Consider the following 21,089-nt stretch of genomic DNA (forward strand, 5'->3'; position numbering starts at 1 on the left):
TGGCCGATGTCGATCAAACATGTTTTCAAGCGCACCGGCGGCTGGCTGTACCTGAACACGTCCATGGGTCGCCATCCATTGCGTGGCGCCGGCGTCATCCTGATGTTGCACCGGGTATTGAACAACGACCGCGCCGCCGAGCTGCCCCACCGCAATGAACTGTGCGTGGGGCCCGAAGCGTTCGAACACCTGTTGATCTGGTTGCAACGGCATTTTGAATGCGTGCCCTTGATGACCTTGCTGCTGGCCGACCCGGAAAGCGTTCCGGACCGTCCTCGGGTGGCCCTGACGTTCGATGATGGCTGGCGTGACAACGCCATGAACGCCTTTCCCCTGCTGCGTCAGTACCAGGTGCCGGCGAGTATTTTCCTGTCCACCGATTTCGTCGGCAGTCGCCAGCATTTCTGGTGGGAAAGCATCGGCGAAACCCTGTGGGGCAGCCACGGGCAAGTGGCGCGGCATTCGCTGATCGAGCACTTGCAGCACGTCGGCCGGCCGTTGCCGGTGCTGCTCGACGACATCGACGACGAGCGCCGCAGCCTGGCGCTGCTGCATTACCTGCAAAGCCTCAAGACGCTCGAACCAAGCACTTTGAGCGATCTCACCGAAGCCTGCCCGCAAGGCTCGCAACCCCAGGCGCTGGATTGGCCCCAGGTGCGCATGCTCGAAGATTCCGGGCTGATTCGTTTCGGCCCCCATGGCGCCAGCCACGCGATTCTGACCGGGCTGGACGATCAGCGCCTGCATGAAGAACTGACCCGCAGTTGGACCGCGCTGGAAAATGGCTGCGCCCAGCCGCTGCCGGTGTATTGCTACCCCAACGGTGACAATGATGTGCGCGTACGCGAGCAGGTGGCGGCCCACGGTTTTCCGTTCGCCCTGGGCACCGAGGCCGGGCTGTATCGCCACGACGGCGACCCGTTGAACCTGCCGCGTTTCGGCGTCAGCCAGCGCAACGCCCATCACCCTGAATTGCTCGCCTGGCGCATTCGCCGAGGAGCCCGTCCATGAGCCGTGCACACTATCTCAAGCATTTGGCGCTAAGCATGGGCACGCGCCTCGCGATGATCGGCCTGCGGCTGTTGCGCAATGTGTTGCTGGCACGAATCCTGGGGCCCAGCGAACGCGGACTGTTCGCGCTGCTCAGCACCCTGCCCGACCTGATCAGCGCCGCCACCAGTGGAGGCCTCAATTCCGCGGTGGGTTACCAGGCGGCGCAGCAGCGCTCCATGGGTCTGTTGCTTTGCCAGGTGTTGGTTTTCGGGTGTCTGCTGGCCGGGTTGCTGACACTGTTGGTGGTGGCGCTGGCGCGTGAGTTCGGCGCTGAGCTGGACATCACCGCGCAGCTGGGATTGCTGGCTTGGCTGCTGTTGCTGGCCGTCCCCCTGACGGTGCTCAAGAGCGGCCTGCTGACATTGCACAATGCTTCCGGCGGCGTAGGCGCGTTCAATGCGCTGCGACTGATGGAATCCCTGGCGCCGTTGCTGCTGTTTGTAGCGCTGTTCTGGATGTGGCAAGACACGGCGCTGGAGGCGGCGCTGATCAGTTGGCTGGCGGGCCTGAGCCTGGTGGTGCTGGCCGGCTGGATGTGGTTGCGGCGCGATCATGTGGTCACCCTGCGCTGGGATCGCACCGGCCAGAACGAACTGTTGCGTTATGGCGCCCGTAGTCATCCGGACCTGTTGTTCCAACAAGTGATGCTGCGCTCGGATTTTTTGTTCATTGGCGCATTGCTGGGCAGCACGGCGCTGGGTCACTACGCCATGGCCAGCGCCGCGGCCGAACTGCTGCTGATCGTGCCCGAAGCGGTCACCACGCCGCTGATGAAACGCCTGCTCCAGCAAGACACCGACATGCAGCGCCTGACCCCGCTGGCCTTGCGCCTGACTGCTACGGTGATGCTTGGTGCCTGCCTGGGCATGGCGCTGATTGGCGAATGGCTGATCATCACCCTGTTCGGCACCGCCTATCAACCGGCGTACCCGGCGCTGTTGGCGTTGCTGCCGGGATTGTTCGGCCTGTGCTACGCCAGCATCTTGCGCCTGGACCTGCTGGGCAAGAACCGTCCCGGCACCGTTTCACTGCTGATGGGCGTGGGCGCGCTGCTGAATCTGGCCCTGAACCTGATCCTGATCCCGCGCTACGGCATCGTCGGCGCTGCCGCCGCTTCCTCGATCGCTTACCTGGGCGTGACCCTGGCGCTGCTGACGATGTACTGCCGTCTCAGCGGTGTGGCGCTGTGGCAGACACTGATCATCCTGCCCAGCGATTTGCTGCCGATGCGCCAGATGTTGTTGGGGAAATCCGCGTGAATATCGTCGCCCGCCAGACCGCCATCGCGAGCAAGCTCGCTCCCACAGGCGCCGGTTGCGTCCAGCCGAGTTCCCCTGTGGGAGCGAGCTTGCTCGCGATGGCGGTGGGTCAGCTTGCTGTGATGATGAAGCTAACCGCCTCTTCGCGAGAAGGCTGGCTCCCACAGAGGAAAATGGCCGCGGGTCTATGTCTTCTGGTATTGGCCACCTCGGTCCATGGCGCGTCCATGCACTGGACCAACATCCGCGACGGCAGCCTGTATCTGCAAACCGATCGCCCGGACCAAGTGACCGTCCGCTGGGTTCCGGCCTGGCAGGCCGAGGCCAATACCGAACACCTGTATCTGCTCAACGGCCAAGGCCGGTTAGTGGGTGAGCGCCTGGTCAAGGCTGCCCAAGTGCGCGGCGAGCAGCAATGGCCGCTGTTGCCCGGGGCGGCCAGCTATCGGTTGGAGATCCCCGGCTACAGTTTCCGGCGCTATACGGTCGAACACGATGCCCGCACCCGCGCGCTGTTCGCCCCGGCCAAAGTGCACTTCAGCTCGGAAACACACGATGGTGATGAGCTTTATTTCAAAGTCGCAGCCGGCGAACAGGCTGTGCTGGCCGGCAAATTCCACGGCGGCGTGCGTGCGCTGCAAGCCCGGCGCGTTGCCGATGGCAAGCAGGTGCAACTGAACCTCAAGCCCTACCGGGCCTATTGGCAATTCGACACAGTGGCCCTGCCGGTGGCGGACGCGGACCAGGTCTGGCGCCTGCATCTGCAAGGCAACGGCAAGGCAGCGTTCTGGCTGGACGGCACCGCCAACCTGTTCGCCCAGGACCCGGCGCAACTGCAGCCGCTGCGCCAGGATCCGGGGCGAACCCACCTGACGCTTCACGCCGATGTACTCGGCACGACTCCAAAGCTGGGGATGTCCCTGCCCTACGTACTGCCTCCGCCCTCCAGCTACGCCGTGCTCGATGCGCTGAACCCCCGGGCGGCCAGCTATTACAGCCTCGTCGATGTCACGGCGGCCAAGGCCGATCATGAGGACGCGTTTCGACGTCTGTACCAGGATCGCTTTGGCATCACCCAAGACATCACTCTGCTCGCTGGCAGCCAGCGCAGGGCCGATCTGCAAGCCGACCGGACCAGCGGCAACGGCCTGCAAGCCTGGCTCGAATCGACCCGCGCCCTGGGCGGCAAAGGCATCCACTATCTCAGCTTTGCCGATGAGCCGAACCTCAACTATCCCGACTTCGACAGTTTCCAGCAGGTGTTCCAAAGCCTGTCCGCCCAGGTCCGCGCCAACCCTGCCAACAGCCGCGCCGGCGTCCGCATCGCCATACCGGCCAGTTCGCGGTTCACCAACGGTCCATTGGCCGAGAACGCCGCAGACAAACGTGGCATCGACTGGGCACGACGGCTGCTGGAAACATCGAGCGCCCAGATCGACGCCCTGGCCTGGCATGAATGGATGATCCGCGACCTGCTGGCGACCCGCGTCTATCGCAACAGTGTTCGTCGGGCCGCCAACCTGGTGGGATTGGACAACCAGGGCCGGCCGCGCAAAGCCTTGCTGCTGGACCAGACGAATATGTCCAGCGGATCAAGCCTCAGCCCTTACGACCAGGAAACCCATTACGCCGCCCTGTGGTGGACGTCGGTGGCCATCAACGCCTCGGCCGACGGCTGGCTGGACATGCTCAACTGGTTCATGTCCGCCGACGAACCGGAGTACCCCAAGGGCATGGTGCGGATACTGGACAACCAACGCTTCGAGCTCAAGCCGGTGGGGTTGGTCCAGCAATTCATCCAACAGCATTGGCTCGGCCAGGTGCTGCGCATGGACAACGATGCGTTTGAGGTCGATGCACTGGCCATGGCCAACGGCCTGGAGCGCAGCCTGCTTGGCGTGAACAAAAGCGTCCGGGCCCATCAAGTCAGCCTCGACGGCATGACCTGTCCGCAGCCCGGCGCTGCCCTGGTTTATTTCGGCCCGGACAACATCAGCCGCAACGTTCCATTCGAATGCAAAGCCGGCCAACTCGGTTTCCTTTTGCCAGGTGAAACCGTGTTCGCTCTGAGTTGGACGGCCTCTGTTTTTCCTCAACCCGCCACCCGTCAGGAGGCACCATGAAAGCTCTGCAAAAATTGCGCGATCGCATTCGGAAAAAAGGCTTGCGCTCGGTTATCAAACTGCTGGTACGCCGCTTCGTGTTCTTCCATTCGCGACTGGTATGGCTCGAACACGATGTAAGGATCCCGCTCAAACCGCATAACCTGCGGCCCTACCCACCGGTGCGCCGCGAGTTCATCACCGTCAGCAATGCCGATGCCTTCGCCACGCATTTCGGCGACCGTGTCGAAACCATGCGCGAGTTGGCAGCCGAAGGCTATACAGGGTTCATGTACCTGGATGACAAGGGCAATACCGTGGGGTTTGCCTGGGCGAGCACGCGAGACTATTTCGATCGCCACTTCTATCGCTGCTGGTTTCCGGTCAAGCCCGGTGAATACTTTCAGTTCGGTGGAGAGATGACCCGTGCCTACTGGGGTTCGCAGCTGTCGGCGGATGTCCAGGCGGACGTTTGGAAAGTCATGGCTGACCAGGGGTGCAACAAGATGGTCGATGTCTGCGACCTGGAAAACACCCCGGCGATCAAGATGCATATACGCATGGAGTTCGTGGAGCGTGGGCAGATCACCCATGTGTACTGCCTGTTTGGACGCTTTCGGTTTTTCCGCGATACGTTCTACACCGGCTCGGTACTGGACGCCTTCCGTAAACCGGCTCGGCCGGTTGCATCGACTGCGACGGCTTGATGCTCATGGCGATCCGGTTCCAATGGTATGGCTCTCTGAGCGCGGCGGATTTCCCTGTAACGGCTTTTGAACAGCTGCGCGCACAGGTGACCGACGCAACGCCGTTCAACACCTTGGCCTGGCTGCAAGCATCGGAGTTCGCGCTGTTGCCCGACCAGCAGTTGCATGTTCTGCTGGGCTGGCAGGACCAGGACCTGCTGCTGTGCCTGCCATTGATCAGCGGACAGGAGCGTGTCGGCGGCCTGCGGTTCCGGGTCTTGCATCACCTGGGTTACCCCTTGGCCGACCGTATCGCCTTACTGGCGCGCCTGGACGCCGACGGCATGGGCCAGGCGCTGACGCAGATCCGCCAGTATTTACCGCATGCGCTGCTGCAATTGAACGAAGTGGTCGAGCCGGTGGGCGAGCAAAGCGTGCTCAGTGCATGGATGGCGATGAGCTCCACCGGGGAGCGGCGGCTCAGTTGCCGGGTTCCGGTGCACTTGATCAGTGCCAGCGATCACCAGGAAATTTCCGGCGACCCACGCTACAAGTTGCGCCGGGCGCGCAAGCGAATCGCCGCGTGTGGTGCACAGATTCGCCGCATCACGCCGGACGCCATCGGCATGGGGCCGCTGCTGCGGACCCTTGCCGAGGTGGAGGCCGCCAGCTGGAAAGGCGAGGAAGGCGTCGGCATCTTCGCCGACCCCAGGCGTCGGCAATGGATGAACCATGCCTTCACCGCCCTCGCCGCCCAAGGCCTGGTGCGGGTGGTGACGCTGGAGCTGAACGGCGAATGCATCAGCTATCGCCTGGGCCTGTTGGATCAAGGGCGACTATATGACTACAACCTGGCGTTCCTGCCGCAGCACGCCGACCTGGGCAGCGGCCGCGTATTACTCGAGGAATGGATTCGCTGGGGGCTGGACGACAACTGGCGGTGGATCGACGCTTCACGGGTCAGCCTGGAAAATTCGAGCCATCAACTGCACGAACGTATGACCGGACAACTGGAACATTGGCGTTGGAGTTTTTATTCCTGGCAGCCCGATGGCCTGCTCATGGGATTCGCCTTGCGGCTATGGAAAAGCCTGAAGCCTTGGCTAGGCAAGCGCCGGGCCAGACCGACCGCGACGACGGCCTCGTCCTCTTCCAAGCGCCAGGAAAACACACATGCCTCGCCAAGTGATCATCAACGCTGACGATTTCGGACTCAGCCTCAGTGAAAACGAACTGATCCTGCGGGCGTTCGAAGCAGGCGTCATCAGCTCCGCCACCGCCATGGCCAACATGCCGGCCTTCGACCAGGCCTGTGAACTGTCCCGGCACCCGTTGCTTGAAGGACGCATCGGGTTGCATTTCAATCTCAGCTACGGACCGCCACTAAGCCAGGCAATCAGGGCGCGACGGAGGTTTTGCAATGCCAACGGCGAATTCGACCTCAACCTGTCACGCTACTGCCTGCACTTGGGAGCGGCCGATCTGGCAGCGGTGCAAGCAGAACTTCAGGCGCAATGGCAGCATTGCCTGGACCGCGGCCTGCGCCCCAGCCACCTGGACTCGCATCAACACGTGCATAACATCTGGCCCGTCGGAGAACTGGTGGCACGCTTCGCAGCGCGACAAGGCGTGCCTATGCGCCTGGCACGCAACCTCGGCCCCAACCTGAGCGTGCCCAAGCGCATCTTCAAGACGCTGCTCAACCATCGTCTGCGCCAGCTCTGCGGCGCAACCGCCGATTACGTCTGCACCCCGGCGGACCTGCACCACGCCGCACCGCCGGTCCATGGCTCGCTGGAAGTGATTGTCCATCCACTGGAACTGGACGGGGATTTTGGCGATGCCAGCCTGGCGCCTGGCAATTCATTGACCCAAGTGCTTCAGCGGCGCCTGGCGGGGGTGCCAAAGGTCGGGTATGGCGGGAATGGCCGCAGGTTGGCGCTGGTTGAATTTGGGGATGTGCACTGAAGGGGCACGTGGCGAGGGAGTTTGCTCCCTCGCCACGGAGGGGCGTGTGTCAGTGGTGCAGGCTTGCCCGCGCCAGCGAGGCGCGGCGATCGATGGCTTCGCGCAGTCGACGTTTTTGCTCCTCCCATACGTCGGCATCGACCCGGGCCGAACGCATCAATGCGAGCATCGCTTGCTTGGCGTTGACGTATTCAGCCCATGCATCCCGAGCCTTGAGCCGGAGTCGTTCTTCATCGCTCATGTCCATGCGCCGCAGGGCCAAGGCGCATTCGTCCTTGATCAAGGGGCCCAGGGTCGTCTGGATCTTGTGCGGTGCCTTGAAACCTGCCGTACCGGCGACGATTTCCCGCGCCCGGCCCAAGCCCCACTCCAACGCCTGGCACAGCGGCTCGCGCATGCTCCGGTCATGGAATTGCTCGACCCAAACGGCGCCGTTCGGACGATAGACACAGACGAAGACCTGCGTGACGGACTGGTGATTGATCCTCGCCTGGACCTCGACATGGGTGCCGTCGTCGAGGATTTCTTCATGGTTGCGGCCCGGCAGCCGACTGTTCACCCAAAGCCAATACTGTGCGCTTCTACGTCGCATCCCGTCGCCCTCCCCTAAGGAACAGGCAGTAAGGCACACGGGTGGAGTAATTTCCAGTTGCGCAAAGGGCCCTCCGGACGAATGACAGGCTCGCCTAGCGGTCGAGCTTTTTCTCCACTTGGGCCACCTCGTCCTGCAGTTTTTCGGCATCCTGCTCGTGGCTTTTGATCGACTTGGGCGTGATGGTCTTATCCACCTTGTCGGTCGCCGGATCGGGGTGGTGAACGTCGCGCTCCACCACTGGCACCGGGGCGCCGGTGGCATCCTTGGCGGGTGCATGATTGTCGGCTTGGGTTTGTCCTTTGGAATGTTCGTTCGTCATGGCGTCGTCCTCGGTAAGGATGGATATTGAGTTTCGAGTGGGACGAAACGGCGAGAGTTCGATCGGCTTGCACTCGCCCTCCCAAGGCAGAGCGAGGCACCCAGTGGCAAGTTGTCCGAAACTCCTGCGCGCCCCTGCGCGAATCTGCTAAAAGGCAACTTCTGTTACCCGTAGCGAATCGCATCGATGCCTTCTTTATTCTCTCGTCTCAAACAGCGCTGGCTGGCCTGGTCGTTCATGGTCGCGATAGTGGCCGGTTTGCCGGTGGGCTGTGCAGTGTTGCAACACAAGGAGCGCGAGCTGGTGTTTCGCATCGAGCCGGGGACGGCGAGCTGGTTCGGTGGCCTTCCCAGCGGTGTGCAGGAATTCGATCTCAAGCCCAAGCAGCTCAGGGCCGGGGAAAACATTCACGGCTGGTGGTGGCCGGCCGAACGCAAGGACGCGCCGGCCATCCTGTACCTGCACGGCGTGCGCTGGAACCTGACGGGCCAGTTGTTTCGCATCCAGCAGCTGAGGGCCTTGGGCTATTCGGTGCTGGCGATCGATTACCGTGGCTTCGGCAAAAGCCAGGGCGACCTGCCATCGGAATCCAGTGTCTACGAGGACGCGCGAATCGCCTGGGAGCGCCTCGAAACGCTGCAACCGGACCCGGCCTTGCGGCTGATCTACGGTCATTCACTGGGCGGTGCCGTCGCGGTTGATCTCGCTGCGGATCTGGCTCAGAAAGCCGCGAGCAGTGGCAGCGCCGTACCGGCCAGGGGCCTGGTGATCGAATCCACGTTTACGTCGTTGGGTGATGTCGCCACTGCGATGGCGGACACATCCTTGCCGGTGCGCTGGTTGCTGTCGCAGAAGTTCGATTCCATCGACAAGATCGGCCAGATCAACATGCCGCTGCTGATTGTCCACGGTGCCGCCGACCGCTACGTACCGCCGCGTTTCAGCGAGCAGTTGTTCAACGCCGCCCGTGAACCCAAGCGTTTGCTGTTGGTGCCAGGAGCCACGCACAACAACAGCATGAGCCTGGCGGGCCGCACGTATCGCCAAGCGCTGGATGCGTTGATGAAACCCCAGCCAACACCGGTGGCCAAACACGCTCAAGCAAGCGCCGCCAAGGCGGGTTGATGCGCAAATCCCACGGGGGATTGGTTTTGAGTTCAAACTCGCGAAAAAAAACGGCACCTTTCGGTGCCGTTTTTTCATTGCCGTGCAACGTTATTTACGCGCCGCTTCCCACGATTTCAGCAGCTCGGTGTAGCTCACGGTTTCACCTTTAGGCTTCTCGTTCGCCAGTTTCGGCTTCGGTGCGCCCGGCTGATCGAACCAGTATTGCGCGTCGCGCTCAGGGTTCATCTTAGGTGCGCAGGTGGCTTGAGCCTTGGAGCGTTCCAGACGCGTCATGATGGCGTCCTGGTCCTTGGCCAAGCCATCGAGGGCTTGTTGCGGAGTTTTCTCGCCGCTGGCCGCTTCGGCGATGTGGCTCCACCACAACTGCGCCAGGCGTGGGTAGTCCGGCACGTTGGTCCCGGTCGGCGACCATTGCACGCGGGCCGGGCTGCGGTAGAACTCCACCAGGCCACCGAGCTTCGGCGCCAGGTCGGTCATCGCTTGGGAGTTGATGTCCGATTCGCGAATCGGCGTCAGGCCAACGATCGTCTTTTTCAGCGACACGGTCTTGGAGGTTACGAACTGTGCGTAGAGCCAGGCCGCGAGGCGCTGTTTCTCAGGCGTGGACTTCATGAACGTCCAGGAACCCACGTCCTGATAGCCCAGCTTCATGCCCTCTTCCCAATACGGACCGCGTGGCGAAGGCGCCATGCGCCATTTCGGCGTGCCGTCGGCGTTCACCACCGGCAGACCCGGCTTGGTCATGTCGGCGGTGAAAGCGGTGTACCAGAAAATCTGCTGGGCGATGTTGCCCTGGGACGGCACCGGGCCGGATTCGGAGAAGGTCATGCCCGCCGCTTCCGGTGGCGCGTACTTCTTCATCCAGTCCACGTACTTGGTGGTGGCGAACACGGCCGCGGGGCCGTTGGTGTCCCCGCCACGGGTCACGCTGGAGCCCACTGGATGGCAGTCCTCGACGCGGATACCCCACTCGTCCACTGGCAAACCGTTGGGCAGGCCCTTGTCGCCGCCGCCGGCCATGGAGAACCAGGCATCGGTGAAGCGCCAGCCCAAGGACGGGTCTTTCTTGCCGTAGTCCATGTGGCCGTAGACGCGCTTGCCGTCGATCTCCTTGACGTCCTCGGAGAAGAACTTGGCGATGTCTTCATAAGCCGACCAGTTCACTGGCACACCCAGCTCGTAGCCGTACTTTTCCTTGAACTTGGCCTTCAGGTCCGCACGCTCGAACCAGTCGGCGCGGAACCAGTACAGGTTGGCGAACTGCTGGTCCGGCAGTTGATAGACCTTGCCGTCCGGCGCGGTGGTGAAGGAAATGCCGATGAAGTCCTTCAGGTCCAAGGTTGGCGAAGTGAAATTCTTGCCTTCGTTGGCCATCAGGTCGGTGATCGACTCGGTCTTGCCGTAGCGAAAGTGCGTACCGATCAGGTCCGAGTCGTTGACCCAGCCGTCATAGATATTCTTGTCCGACTGCATCTGGGTCTGCAGCTTCTCCACCACGTCGCCTTCCTGCAGCAGGTCGTGGGTCAGCTGGATCCCGGTGATTTCGTTGAAGGCCTTGGCCAGCACCTTGGATTCATACTCGTGGGTGGCGATGGTTTCCGACACCACGTTGATTTTCATCCCGCGAAACGGCTCGGCCGCCTTGATGAACCACTTCAACTCTTCGAGCTGCTGCTCGGCTGTCAGCGTCGACGGCTTGAATTCACTGCCGATCCATTTTTTAGCGGCGTCTTCATAGGCGTCGGCCCAGGCCGTAGCGCTCAGCCCGCTGAGTGCCAGCGCGGCTGCCAATGAAACGCTATGTCGCAGCTTATTGTTTTTATCGAACATAGAGACCTCCTGTTTGGGTTTAAGAGCCTGATCGTCGAGCGACTAGCCCCACCGCATCACTGCCAACAGCCACACCAAAGACAACGCGAACGCTATCCAGATGCTCCAGTCGGTGGCGCCGATCACCAGCAGATGCAGGTAGGCGCTACCGAGAAGACCGATAAACAACCGATCGCCACGGGTGGTGGCAATCGGCAGGAAACCACGCCGAGGGATACTCGGCGAACGCAGTTCCCATGTGGTCATGCCCATCAACAACAAGGCGATGACACCAAAAAACGCCGCCGTCGGGACGGTCCAGTTCATCCATTCCATCATCGACTCCTCAGACCCGGCCCAGGGCAAAGCCCTTGGCCACGTGGTTGCGAACGAACCAGATCACCAGCATGCCCGGCAGGATGGTCAACACCCCCGCCGCCGCCAGCACGCCCCAGTCGATACCCGACGCCGACACCGTGCGCGTCATGACCGCCGCGATCGGCTTGGCATTGACCGAGGTGAGCGTGCGCGCGAGCAACAGTTCGACCCAGGAAAACATGAAGCAGAAAAACGCCGTGACACCGATGCCGGAGCCGATCAACGGGATGAAGATCTTGACGAAGAACTTGGGGAAACTGTAGCCGTCAATGTAGGCAGTCTCGTCAATTTCTTTTGGCACCCCGGACATGAACCCTTCGAGGATCCACACCGCCAGCGGCACGTTGAACAAGCAGTGAGCCAGGGCCACGGCGATGTGGGTGTCGAACAGGCCGATGGACGAATACAGCTGGAAGAACGGCAACAGGAACACCGCCGGTGGCGCCATGCGGTTGGTCAGCAGCCAGAAGAACAGATGCTTGTCCCCCAGGAACCGATAGCGGGAAAACGCATAGGCCGCCGGCAACGCAACGCCCAGGGAAATCACCGTGTTCAGGCTCACGTAGTACAGCGAGTTGAGGTAACCGGTGTACCAGCTCGGATCGGTGAAGATCACCTTGTAGTTCTGGAAGGTGAAATCCTGCGGCCACAGGGACAGGCCGCCGAGGATCTCGGTGTTGCTCTTGAACGACATGTTCAGCAGCCAGTAGATGGGCACCAGCAGGAACAGGATGTAGATCAGCAGTGGAATCAGCTTTCTCTTGCTCATTTTGCGGGCCTCAACGGTTGGCGTCGGCGTGCGTCATGGCGGTATAGAACAGCCAGGACACCAACAGAATGATCAGGAAGTACACCAGGGAAAACGCCGCCGCCGGGCCCAGGTCGAATTGACCGATGGCCATCTGCGTCAGGGTCTGGCTGAGGAACGTGGTAGCGTTGCCCGGCCCGCCGCCGGTGAGGACGAACGGCTCGGTGTAGATCATGAAGCTGTCCATGAAGCGCAGCATCACGGCGATCAGCAGCACGCTTTTCATCTTCGGCAGCTGGATGTGCCGGAACACCGCCCAGTTGGACGCCCGGTCGATCCGTGCCGCCTGATAATAGACGTCGGGAATTGCCCGTAGCCCCGAATAGCACAGCAGCGCCACCAGCGACGTCCAGTGCCAGACGTCCATCACCAACACGGTGACCCAGGCATCCATGGTGTTGGCCGCGTAGTTATAGTTAATGCCCAGCCCATTGAGCGTGGAGCCCAGCAAGCCGATGTCGGCGCGGCCGAAAATCTGCCAGATGGTGCCGACCACGTTCCACGGAATCAGCAGCGGAATCGCCAGGATGATCAGCACCAGGGACGACCACTTGCCTTTGGTCGGCATGGTCAGGGCAATGGCGATACCCAGGGGAATTTCAATCAGCAGCACGCACGCCGAGTAGATGAACTGGCGCAACAGCGAATCGTGCAGCCGTGGATCGAGCAGCACCTGCTTGTACCAGTCGGCGCCGACGAAATATCGGCTGGACTGGTCGAAGATGTCCTGCACCGAATAGTTGACCACGGTCATCATCGGGATCACGGCACTGAAGGCCACCAGCAGGAACACCGGCAACACCAGCCACCAGGCCTTGTTGTTCTGCACCTTGTTCATGGCTGCACCTCGCCCACCGGTTCAAGCAAATATTCATCGGCATAGACCATCAGCCATTGGCCCGGAAAACTGATGTACGCCGTGCCTTCCGGCACCGGCTTGTCTTCGGCCAGGCGCACTTTCAGCGGAGCGCCATCGAGGTTGAGGGTCAGGATCTTGTAGGTGCCCAGGTCTTCGACGTGGACCACGTCAGCGCGCATCGCGTCGTCGTAAGGGCCATCCCAGACGTGGACGAACTCCGGACGGATGCCCACCTTCAGGCTTTTGCCCTCGGCTTCGGCGACACTCCGTTGCAAGGTTTGCGACAGGGGCAAATGGGTCGACCCGAAGCCAACGCCACCGGGCTGCGCCGTGACATCTATCAGGTTCATTCCCGGGCTGCCGATGAAGTAGCCGACGAAGGTGTGGCTCGGGCGCTCGAACAAGTCCCGGGGTGTGCCGAACTGCACGATCTGCCCGCCGTACATCACGGCGATCTTGTCGGCGAACGTCGAGGCCTCCAACTGATCGTGGGTGACGTAGACCATAGTGATGTTGAACTGCTCGTGGATCTGCTTGAGCTTGCGCCGAAGTTTCCATTTCAGGTGCGGGTCGATCACCGTCAGCGGCTCGTCGAACAGAATTGCCGACACATCGTCGCGCACCAACCCACGGCCCATGGAGACTTTCTGTTTCTCGTCGGCGGTGAGGTTGCGGGCCTTTTTATCCAGTAGATTCTGCAGGTCCAGGACCTCGGCGATTTCCTGCACCTTGGTGTGGATCCGCGCCTCGGCCATGCCCTGGTTGCGCAGCGGGAATGCCAGGTTGTCGAACACCGTCATGGTGTCGTAGACCACCGGGAACTGGAACACCTGGGCGATGTTGCGCCGCTCCGGGGACAGTTCGTTGACGACTTTGCTGTCGAACATCACTTGCCCTTCGGAAGGGCTGAGCAAGCCGGAAATGATGTTGAGCAAGGTGGACTTGCCGCAGCCCGAAGGCCCGAGCAGCGCATAGGCACCGCCCTGCTCCCAGATGTGGTTCATCTCGCGGATCGCGTAGTCCTCGGGGCTCGCCGGGGTGCTGGTGTAGCTGTGGGCGAGGTTCTGCAAACGAATTTCGGCCATCAGGCAACCCTCGCAATACGCTGACCCGGGGCTTGGACCAGCTTGCCCTCGGCGTCGAAGACAAACAGTTTGTGGGTCGGAATGTAGATGCGGATCGGCGCGTCCACGTCGTATTCATGCACCCCCGGCAAATGCAGCACCAGCAGGAAATGTTCGTTGCGCACGTGCAGGAATGTCTCCGAGCCGCTGATCTCGGCCACCTCGACGGTCACCGCCAGTTCAAGGTCATCGTCGTTGCTCGGCACCAGGGAAATATGGCTGGGGCGCACGCCGAAACGGAACTCGCCCTCGCCCACCGGGCGCAGGTCGACGTTCAGCGGGAAATGCACGAAATTGGCGAAGCTGACCTCATTGCCGGCGATACGCCCCGGCATGAGGTTGATCGGTGGTTCGGAAAACAGTTCGGCGGCCAGCACGGTTTGTGGCTGGTGATAGACCGAAGAAGACTTGCCGCTCTGGATCACCCGGCCTTCGTGAAGAATGGTGGTGGTGCCGCCCAAGGCCAGCGCTTCGTTAGGCTCGGTGGTGGCGTAGACGGCGATGGTATGACGGGCCTCGAACAGCTCGCGCATTTCCTGGCGCAGCTCTTCGCGCAACTTGTAGTCCAGGTTCACCAGCGGCTCGTCGAACAGGATCAACTCGGCGTCCTTGACCAGGGCCCGCGCCATGGCCGTGCGCTGCTGCTGGCCTCCGGACAATTCCAGAGGATGGCGCTTGAGGAATTTCTCGATCCGCAGCATTTTCGCGGTTTCCAGGACCTTGCCCTGGATGATCTCCTCGGCCACGCCTGCCTGGCGCAACGGCGAGGCGATATTTTCGAAAACGGTCATGGTCGGGTAATTGATGAACTGCTGGTAGACCATCGACACGTTGCGCAACCGCACCGGGCGCTGGGTGACGTCAACGCCGTTCATCAGGATGCGGCCGCTGTCGGGCTTGTCCAGCCCGGCCATCAAGCGCATGAGGCTGGTCTTGCCGGACAGCGTGCGGCCCAGCAAAACGTTGAAGGATCCGGGTTCGAAATTCAGATTGGCATCGTCGATCCAGGTCTGGCCTTCGACGGTGCGACAGATGTGCTCAAGCTTTAATGACATGGCTCGGCCTTTTTATTATTTGGAGTCAAGCGACCCAAGTAAGAAAGCGAAAGCCGTGCCAGAAATCATAAATCACTGATAAAGCTGGTATTTCGTTTGATCCACTGAAAAAAGACGTTCACTGATGAACACAAGTGAACAACCATGAATGAACAACTGAACAACCAGTCGGTTGACAATGAACAATTTTGAACAACACTCAATGAACGCTTTCGGCTAGCCTGCCATGCCCTTGTGGGAGCGAGCTTGCTCGCTCCCACAAGGGCCGAACACCTATGTGGTGTTTTGGGCCTGCCCCAGCACAAGGACTCTGTGCGAGACTTGCCACAACAATAAAAACAGCACCTGCGAGAGTGCCCCATGGCCGCACCTGCTCCTGCCTTGTCCCACGAGGCCATCATCCAGGCTTCCTGGTCCCGTTGCCGTGCCTTTGGCCTGAACCACCAGAGCGTGCCCGCGTTCGACCAACTGCCGGCCGAAGGTATTGCCCAGTTGTTGGAGAGCCAGCATTCACTGGTGCAGACCACTCACCAGGAAGTGCTGCCGTACTACGAGAACATCCTGAGCAACTCCAATTGCCTGATCATGCTGGCCGATAATCAAGGACAGGTCCTGACGTCCTGGGGCACCCAGCGCTTCATCGAACCGAAACTGGCCCATGGCTTCAGCGCCGGGGCGAGCTGGATGGAGCGCTGCACCGGGACCAACGCGATCGGCACAGCATTGGCCTGCGAGCAGGCCGTTCACATTGAACACGATGAACACTTCCTCAAGGCCAACCGGTTCATGACCGGCTCCGCCGCCCCGATCTTCGATGCCGAGCGCAAGGTCATCGCCGTGCTGGACGTCTCCAGCGACAGCTACCTGCCGCCCTCCCATACCCTGGGCATGGTCAAGATGATGAGCCAGACCGTGGAAAATCGGCTGATCCTCAACCTGTTTCGCGGTGAACATTTCCAGCTGACGTTCAACACCGGCCTGAACAACCTCGACAGCCAATGGGCCGGGCTGCTGATCTTCGATGAAAGCGGCCAAGTGCTCTCGGCCAACCGCCGCGCCGACAACCTGTTGGGCCTAAGCCTGTCGCGGGTGAGCATTGAAAGCCTGTTCAAGGTCTCGCTGATGGAATTGCTGAACCAGCCCGACGGCCTGCCGTTCGCCTTGCAGGCCTCCGGACGCAATCGGTTCCAGTGTGTGCTCAGGCGACCGAAACAGGTTTCGGTCAAGCCGCGCATCTTCGCCGAACCGGCGCCCTCGCCCACGCCAGCACCGGCCAATACCGGCATCAGCCTCAACTCGCTGCACTTCGGCGACAGCCGCGTGGAAAAAGCCGTGCGGCAGGCCGAGCGTTTGCTGGAAAAAGATATTCCGCTGCTGATCCACGGCGAAACCGGTGTCGGCAAGGAAGTGTTCGTCAAGGCTCTGCACCAGGCCAGCTCGCGCTGCCAACAGCCGTTCATTGCGGTCAACTGCGCGGCCATTCCAGCGGAGCTGGTGGAATCGGAACTGTTCGGGTATGAAAAAGGCGCCTTCACCGGCGCCAATCAAAAAGGCAGCATCGGCCTGATCCGCAAAGCGGATCGCGGCACGTTGTTCCTCGACGAGATCGGTGACATGCCCCTGCCGACCCAGGCCAGGCTGTTGCGGGTCCTGCAGGAACGTTGCGTGCAACCGGTGGGCAGCGCCGAGCTGTTCCCGGTGGACATTCGCATCATCTCCGCCACCAACCGTTCGTTGCGTGAACAGGTGCAACTGGGGCGTTTTCGTGAGGACCTGTACTACCGCATCGGCGGCCTGACCCTCGAACTGCCGCCCCTGCGCGAACGCAGCGACAAGCAGGCGCTGTTCAAACGCCTTTGGGAACATCACCGCGAACCGACCCAATGGGCCGGCCTGAGCCGTGAAGTGACGGATTTATTCGAGCGGCATCCTTGGCCCGGCAACCTGCGGCAAGTCAGCAGCGTGCTGCAAGTCGCCTTGGCGATGGCCGAGGAACAACCGATCCGCCCAGAGCACCTGCCCGACGATTTTTTTGTCGACCTGGACATGGAGCCGGTGGAAACGCCCGAACCACTTACGGTGGACCTCAACGATGCTGAAGACTTGAACCGCCAGTTGCAGGCCGTGGGCGGGAATATTTCGCATCTGGCGAGACGGCTGGGAGTCAGCCGCAATACCTTGTACAAACGCCTGCGGCAGCTGGAAAGCTGATACAAATCCTGTGGGAGCAAGCTCACTCCCGCAGGGGGAAATGCGCTACCCGAGAACACCTGGAAAAAATGTGGGAGCGAGCCTGCTCGCGAAGGCGTCGGGTCAGCCAACCTCAATGCTGAATGACACACCGCTTTCGCGAGCAGGCTCGCTCCCACAGGTTTCATTTCCTAACTGGAAGCACCGGCTCAGTCGAACGCACCGTTGAGCACTTCATAAATGATGCCAGTGGCAATCGCCACCAGGATCAGGTCCGAGCCGACCTGCTGCCATTCATAACCGTCATAGTGCGGCAAGCGTCCCAACAGCCGGCCATCGAGCTTCTTCGCAATGCCGGGGGGCAACGGCTTGCCTCGGGCCAGGTTTTTCTGAATGCCCGGCGGCAATGCCGGGCCGGGGCTCCAATAATCGCGATAACCGCCAATCACACCCAGGATGCCGCCACGATCGATGCTGGGGCCGTTATGCCAATCGCCACCACCTTGGTTGCCCTTGTTCCCAGGATTCCCTTGCCGCCCCTTGTTGCCTTGCCCGCCCTTGCCTCCTTGCCCTTGACCGGGACCTTGATCAAATTGAGCGTTTCCCTTGCCGTTTCCCGGGTCCGCGACAACAATGCCAGGGCTGGCCGCCAGGGCGAAACAGGTCACTGCGGCAATCAACGAGCGCGATTTGAACATGGCAGTTCTCTCGAAGAAGGGACATCCCCTGTAAAGATATAGAGACTGACGGTGATATTAGTTCCATATCACGCTGCGCGTCGCTTGCCTGGACCGGAAAACCCCTGAACACCGCAATCAAGGAGCTTCATGCGCAAGGATTACCTGGCTTTTTTCGTCTCGATGTTCCTCTCGCGGTTGGCCGATCAGATCTTGCTGTTCATCGTCCCGCTGATTGTCTTCCAGACCACCAACAGCGTCTCCTGGGCGGGCCTGGCGTTCTTTGTCGAATCCTTGCCACGCTACCTGGCGTTCCCGATCTGCGGCGCGCTGTGCGACAAGTTTCCGCCGATTCGCATCCTGCACATCAGCCAGGTCTATCGCGCCGCAGCCTGCGGCGTCGCAGTCTTGCTCTATGGCGTCTTTGGCGGTGTCTATTGGATCGTGGCCCTGTCGGCCCTCTGTGGCGTGTTGACTACCCAAGGCATCATGGCCCGCGAAGTGGTCATGCCTTACATCTTCAAGCACTACACCTACACCAAGACGCTGTCCTATTCGCAAATCGCCGACCAGACCGGCTTGGTACTGGGCCCGCTGGTCGCAGCGCTGCTGCTTGAAGTGTGGGCGTGGCACTGGGTGCTGCTGGCGATCGCCGGACTGTTCCTGCTGGCAGACCTGGCCATGTTGTACTGGCAACGCACCAGCTCGGTCACCCTTGAGTCCTTCGAGCAACACCACGACCTCTGGTTGAACCCGTTGCGCATTGCCCTGGGTCACATCCGCAACTTGGCGGAACTGAAAAAAGTCATCAGCCTGGCGGTGGGCGTCAACCTGATCATCGGCGTCACCCTCGCCACGTCGGCGGCCATGGTCATCGGCCACTATGGCGCCGGAAAAGATGATTACGCCGGGCTGCAGGCGGCCGGTGCCGTGACCACCATCGTCATCCTGTTTCTCCTGGCCCGGGTCACCTTGCCTTTGAAACTTCTCGGCGCCCTCTCCTACACGCTGATTGCCCTCGGCGCTTTCATCACCGCGCTCAGCCCGAACATCTGGGGCTACGTCGTCGGTTTCCTGCTGATCGTCGGTTTCGACAAGATGTTCAACGTGTACATGCGCAGCATCCGTCAGCAGGTCATTCCCCCACAGGACTTTGGCAAGACCGTCGGCGTGATTACGCTGCTCAACAACCTGTCGCAACCGTTCGCGGGCTTGCTCGTCGCGGTGTTGGCGGCACCGGTGGGGACGCAGGAGGTGATTGTGCTGCTGGCGGTGGTTACCAGCCTGATCGGTGTCGGTGTGGTCGTGATGAACAGGCAATCAGCACAGGGGACAAGCGTCTACCGCACCGATTCAGATTAACCCCGCCGGAGCCTCGGCTTGTATTATCAGTGACTTATTCTTGAGGCATGGTTGCATCGTTGCCAGCGTCGATGCGCGTCTACCCACCATTCGTCACCTGTTAAATGTTGGAATCTACAGGCGGCCATGTCTGGCTCAGGGTTTGCACTGGCCTGTCTCAGCAGCCAAGAACGACATGATTCTGACGCGGCAGCACATTTATCAATGCTTGGTCAGCAAACGGAGATGTACCGTGTCAACTCTCAACGAAATCGCAGCGAACCACGCGAGAATGGCAAAGTTAAAGGAAGAAGAGTCGATGCGGTTGAGTGCGCTTCAGGGACAGGTGGTGGGAAGTTTTGAAATTCCGCCCATCGAGGCGCCACAGGAGATGTCGCTGCACTTCATGACGGGTATACAGGATCACTCGTTCGGGGAGGCGGCTGCGCTGAGTTTTTGACTGTTGACAGGGCGCCGTCGCCCGTTTGTAAGCGGGCGACTCGGCCGTTCAAAACTGTCTGGCTAAAGCCGCTGCAAGTATGCCGGCCGCAATTGCCGGCAGCGGTTTTTTCAGCGTCAGCATGACGATTGCGGTGGCCAGCAAAGCCAGGCGTGCGCCGTTGTCACCTTTAACCGCCAGCGGAGCCAGCACGGCCACCAACACCGAGCCGGACATGGCCGTGATGAACTGCTGCACCCGATAGTTGATCGGCACGAACGACATCACGAAAACACCGCCCCACCGAGTGGCCAAGGTTACTGCGGCCATGATCAAGATGACAAGCAAGGTGCCATAACCCGCCGTTTCAATGTTCATTGTTGTTTCTCCATCCACACTGCGCCCAGAACGCCCCCCGCCAGAGCACCCACCACGACATGGCTGTTAGCCGGCAAATACCAGTAGGCCAATAGCGATGAGCATGCCGCCACGGTCCAGATGATGAACATGCGCAGGTTCTTCTTCCCACCCACGACCATCGCCAACAAGAAACAGCCCATCACCATATCGAGCCCGAAACTGACCGGGTTCTCGATGACGCTGCCAAAATGAAGTCCCAGCCAACTTCCCAGGATCCAAGTGATCCAGAGTGCAATGCCGCCACCGAATAAAATCCCCAGTCCCGGCTTGCCCCGGTTGAACGCCTGCATCGCCATGGCCCAGTTGGCGTCCGAAACAACCAACATGACACCGTATCGTTTGGCAACGGGTAGCTCCCGTAACCACGGATAAAGCGTCGCGCCCATCAACAAATGCCGGGCGTTGATGGCGAAAACAGTGATCATCAGCGGAACGACCGGCACTTGCTGGCCCCACAGATCCAGCGCGGCAAATTGAGAAGCGCCGGCAAAAACCAGCGTGCTCATGAGCACGGCTGACGTGTCACTCAGGCCCGTTTGTGCAGCCGCCAGGCCGAAAGCAACACCGAACACGACGACAAAAAGAGAGATGGGGATCAGTTGCTTGAAACCGTCGTAGACTTGCTTCAGCGTCAGCTCATACAGATTGGATTGATCGTTCGACAAAACATCGCCTCTTCTGGTTTTCCACGGCGTAAAACTGGGAGTATGAGGCTGATTCTGTATGCCGAGAACTTTTTAGCGGGCAATCCAGCAAATCAATAGAGTGAAGCCCGTCACAGACCAGGCGACCGCACAAGCGGCCAGTGCGGAATGTTCCACACCTCCAGCCTTAAAGCGGCAAAATGGGCGCCTCTGAAAGATTCACGTGCGTTTTCGA

21 protein-coding genes and 1 pseudogene are annotated in these 21,089 nt (G+C 60.8%); 11 read left to right on the forward strand and 11 right to left on the reverse strand.

Going from position 1 to position 21,089, the window contains the following annotated elements:
• Window positions 1-6: 6 nt before the first annotated feature.
• The 6 genes from DOCECA_RS13060 to DOCECA_RS13085 all read left to right on the forward strand — a co-directional run bounded on the left by DOCECA_RS13060 (window position 7) and on the right by DOCECA_RS13085 (window position 7,068).
• Window positions 7-1,011: a polysaccharide deacetylase family protein gene (locus DOCECA_RS13060; RefSeq protein ID WP_420765788.1), complete on the forward strand. Its 1,005-nt coding sequence runs from the start codon at window positions 7-9 to the stop codon at window positions 1,009-1,011.
• Complete coding sequence (locus tag DOCECA_RS13065) at window positions 1,008-2,312, forward strand: lipopolysaccharide biosynthesis protein (protein WP_434606699.1); 1,305 nt, start codon at window positions 1,008-1,010, stop codon at window positions 2,310-2,312. Before DOCECA_RS13060 ends, DOCECA_RS13065 begins: the two co-directional genes overlap by 4 nt.
• Window positions 2,313-2,539: 227 nt before the next feature.
• Window positions 2,540-4,435 (forward strand): hypothetical protein, encoded by a 1,896-nt coding sequence (locus DOCECA_RS13070; RefSeq protein WP_434606702.1) that lies wholly within the window; start codon window positions 2,540-2,542, stop codon window positions 4,433-4,435.
• A complete protein-coding gene (locus tag DOCECA_RS13075) occupies window positions 4,432-5,121 on the forward strand; it encodes an N-acetyltransferase (protein WP_434648259.1) in 690 nt (229 codons plus the stop codon). Before DOCECA_RS13070 ends, DOCECA_RS13075 begins: the two co-directional genes overlap by 4 nt.
• Window positions 5,122-5,126: 5 nt before the next feature.
• Window positions 5,127-6,302, forward strand: a complete 1,176-nt coding sequence (locus DOCECA_RS13080) for a GNAT family N-acetyltransferase (protein WP_434606705.1) — start codon at window positions 5,127-5,129, stop codon at window positions 6,300-6,302.
• Window positions 6,274-7,068 carry a ChbG/HpnK family deacetylase gene (locus tag DOCECA_RS13085; RefSeq protein ID WP_434606708.1) on the forward strand — a complete coding sequence of 265 codons (795 nt, stop codon included), beginning with the start codon at window positions 6,274-6,276 and terminating at the stop codon, window positions 7,066-7,068. Before DOCECA_RS13080 ends, DOCECA_RS13085 begins: the two co-directional genes overlap by 29 nt.
• A 49-nt stretch (window positions 7,069-7,117) precedes the next feature.
• Here DOCECA_RS13085 and DOCECA_RS13090 read toward each other — a convergent pair whose 3' ends face one another.
• Window positions 7,118-7,660: a hypothetical protein gene (locus DOCECA_RS13090; RefSeq protein ID WP_434606710.1), complete on the reverse strand. Its 543-nt coding sequence runs from the start codon at window positions 7,658-7,660 to the stop codon at window positions 7,118-7,120.
• Between the two features lie 94 nt (window positions 7,661-7,754).
• Complete coding sequence (locus DOCECA_RS13095) at window positions 7,755-7,982, reverse strand: hypothetical protein (RefSeq protein ID WP_420765782.1); 228 nt, start codon at window positions 7,980-7,982, stop codon at window positions 7,755-7,757.
• Between the two features lie 186 nt (window positions 7,983-8,168).
• On the opposite strand from DOCECA_RS13095, the gene DOCECA_RS13100 reads away from it, so the two are divergent.
• Window positions 8,169-9,107, forward strand: a complete 939-nt coding sequence (locus DOCECA_RS13100; protein WP_434648268.1) for an alpha/beta hydrolase — start codon at window positions 8,169-8,171, stop codon at window positions 9,105-9,107.
• A gap of 90 nt (window positions 9,108-9,197) precedes the next feature.
• Here the strand turns inward: DOCECA_RS13100 and DOCECA_RS13105 are convergent, their stop codons facing one another.
• Genes DOCECA_RS13105 through DOCECA_RS13130 form a run of 6 tightly spaced genes read right to left on the reverse strand, consistent with a single transcriptional unit; the run spans window position 9,198 to window position 15,143 of the window.
• A complete protein-coding gene (locus tag DOCECA_RS13105; protein ID WP_420765776.1) occupies window positions 9,198-10,940 on the reverse strand; it encodes an ABC transporter substrate-binding protein in 1,743 nt (580 codons plus the stop codon).
• Between the two features lie 42 nt (window positions 10,941-10,982).
• Window positions 10,983-11,255 (reverse strand): DUF2160 domain-containing protein, encoded by a 273-nt coding sequence (locus DOCECA_RS13110; protein WP_434648269.1) that lies wholly within the window; start codon window positions 11,253-11,255, stop codon window positions 10,983-10,985.
• 10 nt (window positions 11,256-11,265) lie between these two features.
• The gene (locus DOCECA_RS13115; protein WP_420765775.1) at window positions 11,266-12,066 is read right to left on the reverse strand and encodes a carbohydrate ABC transporter permease; all 801 of its coding nucleotides are present in this window, start codon (window positions 12,064-12,066) and stop codon (window positions 11,266-11,268) included.
• Between the two features lie 10 nt (window positions 12,067-12,076).
• Window positions 12,077-12,943 (reverse strand): carbohydrate ABC transporter permease, encoded by an 867-nt coding sequence (locus DOCECA_RS13120; RefSeq protein ID WP_420765774.1) that lies wholly within the window; start codon window positions 12,941-12,943, stop codon window positions 12,077-12,079.
• Window positions 12,940-14,049 carry an ABC transporter ATP-binding protein gene (locus DOCECA_RS13125; RefSeq protein WP_445570624.1) on the reverse strand — a complete coding sequence of 370 codons (1,110 nt, stop codon included), beginning with the start codon at window positions 14,047-14,049 and terminating at the stop codon, window positions 12,940-12,942. Before DOCECA_RS13125 ends, DOCECA_RS13120 begins: the two co-directional genes overlap by 4 nt.
• Window positions 14,049-15,143, reverse strand: a complete 1,095-nt coding sequence (locus DOCECA_RS13130; RefSeq protein ID WP_420765772.1) for an ABC transporter ATP-binding protein — start codon at window positions 15,141-15,143, stop codon at window positions 14,049-14,051. The genes DOCECA_RS13125 and DOCECA_RS13130 overlap by 1 nt, the downstream gene beginning before the upstream one ends.
• Window positions 15,144-15,503: 360 nt before the next feature.
• On the opposite strand from DOCECA_RS13130, the gene DOCECA_RS13135 reads away from it, so the two are divergent.
• Both DOCECA_RS13135 and DOCECA_RS13140 read left to right on the forward strand, forming a co-directional pair.
• Complete coding sequence (locus DOCECA_RS13135) at window positions 15,504-17,354, forward strand: sigma-54-dependent Fis family transcriptional regulator (RefSeq protein ID WP_434648274.1); 1,851 nt, start codon at window positions 15,504-15,506, stop codon at window positions 17,352-17,354.
• Between the two features lie 40 nt (window positions 17,355-17,394).
• Window positions 17,395-17,526, forward strand: a pseudogene (locus tag DOCECA_RS13140) (metal ABC transporter ATP-binding protein); the annotation flags it as partial.
• A 16-nt stretch (window positions 17,527-17,542) separates the two neighbouring features.
• Here the strand turns inward: DOCECA_RS13140 and DOCECA_RS13145 are convergent.
• Complete coding sequence (locus DOCECA_RS13145) at window positions 17,543-18,031, reverse strand: anti-virulence regulator CigR family protein (protein ID WP_434606717.1); 489 nt, start codon at window positions 18,029-18,031, stop codon at window positions 17,543-17,545.
• 129 nt (window positions 18,032-18,160) lie between these two features.
• On the opposite strand from DOCECA_RS13145, the gene DOCECA_RS13150 reads away from it, so the two are divergent.
• Together DOCECA_RS13150 and DOCECA_RS13155 are read left to right on the forward strand one after the other, a co-directional pair.
• Window positions 18,161-19,372: an MFS transporter gene (locus DOCECA_RS13150; protein ID WP_445570625.1), complete on the forward strand. Its 1,212-nt coding sequence runs from the start codon at window positions 18,161-18,163 to the stop codon at window positions 19,370-19,372.
• A 232-nt stretch (window positions 19,373-19,604) separates the two neighbouring features.
• Entirely contained in the window at window positions 19,605-19,811 is a 207-nt protein-coding gene (locus tag DOCECA_RS13155) for a hypothetical protein (RefSeq protein WP_420765768.1), read from the forward strand.
• A 48-nt stretch (window positions 19,812-19,859) separates the two neighbouring features.
• Here the strand turns inward: DOCECA_RS13155 and DOCECA_RS13160 are convergent, their stop codons facing one another.
• Both DOCECA_RS13160 and DOCECA_RS13165 read right to left on the reverse strand, forming a co-directional pair.
• Window positions 19,860-20,168 carry an AzlD family protein gene (locus DOCECA_RS13160; protein WP_186707518.1) on the reverse strand — a complete coding sequence of 103 codons (309 nt, stop codon included), beginning with the start codon at window positions 20,166-20,168 and terminating at the stop codon, window positions 19,860-19,862.
• Window positions 20,165-20,875: an AzlC family ABC transporter permease gene (locus tag DOCECA_RS13165; RefSeq protein WP_445570626.1), complete on the reverse strand. Its 711-nt coding sequence runs from the start codon at window positions 20,873-20,875 to the stop codon at window positions 20,165-20,167. Before DOCECA_RS13165 ends, DOCECA_RS13160 begins: the two co-directional genes overlap by 4 nt.
• Window positions 20,876-21,089 lie beyond the last annotated feature (214 nt).

The organism is Pseudomonas sp. E102, from assembly GCF_052660185.1.

Excerpts from the sequence above, each read along its gene's own strand:
- DOCECA_RS13145 (WP_434606717.1), bottom strand. The coding sequence starts at position 18,031 with ATGTTCAAATCGCGCTCGTTGATTGCCGCAGTGACCTGTTTCGCCCTG.
- DOCECA_RS13095 (WP_420765782.1), bottom strand. The coding sequence starts at position 7,982 with ATGACGAACGAACATTCCAAAGGACAAACCCAAGCCGACAATCATGCA.
- DOCECA_RS13100 (WP_434648268.1), top strand. The coding sequence starts at position 8,169 with ATGCCTTCTTTATTCTCTCGTCTCAAACAGCGCTGGCTGGCCTGGTCG.
- DOCECA_RS13125 (WP_445570624.1), bottom strand. The coding sequence starts at position 14,049 with ATGGCCGAAATTCGTTTGCAGAACCTCGCCCACAGCTACACCAGCACC.
- DOCECA_RS13160 (WP_186707518.1), bottom strand. The coding sequence starts at position 20,168 with ATGAACATTGAAACGGCGGGTTATGGCACCTTGCTTGTCATCTTGATC.
- DOCECA_RS13080 (WP_434606705.1), top strand. The coding sequence starts at position 5,127 with ATGGCGATCCGGTTCCAATGGTATGGCTCTCTGAGCGCGGCGGATTTC.
- DOCECA_RS13090 (WP_434606710.1), bottom strand. The coding sequence starts at position 7,660 with ATGCGACGTAGAAGCGCACAGTATTGGCTTTGGGTGAACAGTCGGCTG.
- DOCECA_RS13110 (WP_434648269.1), bottom strand. The coding sequence starts at position 11,255 with ATGGAATGGATGAACTGGACCGTCCCGACGGCGGCGTTTTTTGGTGTC.
- DOCECA_RS13065 (WP_434606699.1), top strand. The coding sequence starts at position 1,008 with ATGAGCCGTGCACACTATCTCAAGCATTTGGCGCTAAGCATGGGCACG.
- DOCECA_RS13135 (WP_434648274.1), top strand. The coding sequence starts at position 15,504 with ATGGCCGCACCTGCTCCTGCCTTGTCCCACGAGGCCATCATCCAGGCT.
- DOCECA_RS13130 (WP_420765772.1), bottom strand. The coding sequence starts at position 15,143 with ATGTCATTAAAGCTTGAGCACATCTGTCGCACCGTCGAAGGCCAGACC.
- DOCECA_RS13115 (WP_420765775.1), bottom strand. The coding sequence starts at position 12,066 with ATGAGCAAGAGAAAGCTGATTCCACTGCTGATCTACATCCTGTTCCTG.
- DOCECA_RS13070 (WP_434606702.1), top strand. The coding sequence starts at position 2,540 with ATGCACTGGACCAACATCCGCGACGGCAGCCTGTATCTGCAAACCGAT.
- DOCECA_RS13060 (WP_420765788.1), top strand. The coding sequence starts at position 7 with ATGTCGATCAAACATGTTTTCAAGCGCACCGGCGGCTGGCTGTACCTG.
- DOCECA_RS13085 (WP_434606708.1), top strand. The coding sequence starts at position 6,274 with ATGCCTCGCCAAGTGATCATCAACGCTGACGATTTCGGACTCAGCCTC.
- DOCECA_RS13150 (WP_445570625.1), top strand. The coding sequence starts at position 18,161 with ATGCGCAAGGATTACCTGGCTTTTTTCGTCTCGATGTTCCTCTCGCGG.
- DOCECA_RS13120 (WP_420765774.1), bottom strand. The coding sequence starts at position 12,943 with ATGAACAAGGTGCAGAACAACAAGGCCTGGTGGCTGGTGTTGCCGGTG.
- DOCECA_RS13105 (WP_420765776.1), bottom strand. The coding sequence starts at position 10,940 with ATGTTCGATAAAAACAATAAGCTGCGACATAGCGTTTCATTGGCAGCC.
- DOCECA_RS13075 (WP_434648259.1), top strand. The coding sequence starts at position 4,432 with ATGAAAGCTCTGCAAAAATTGCGCGATCGCATTCGGAAAAAAGGCTTG.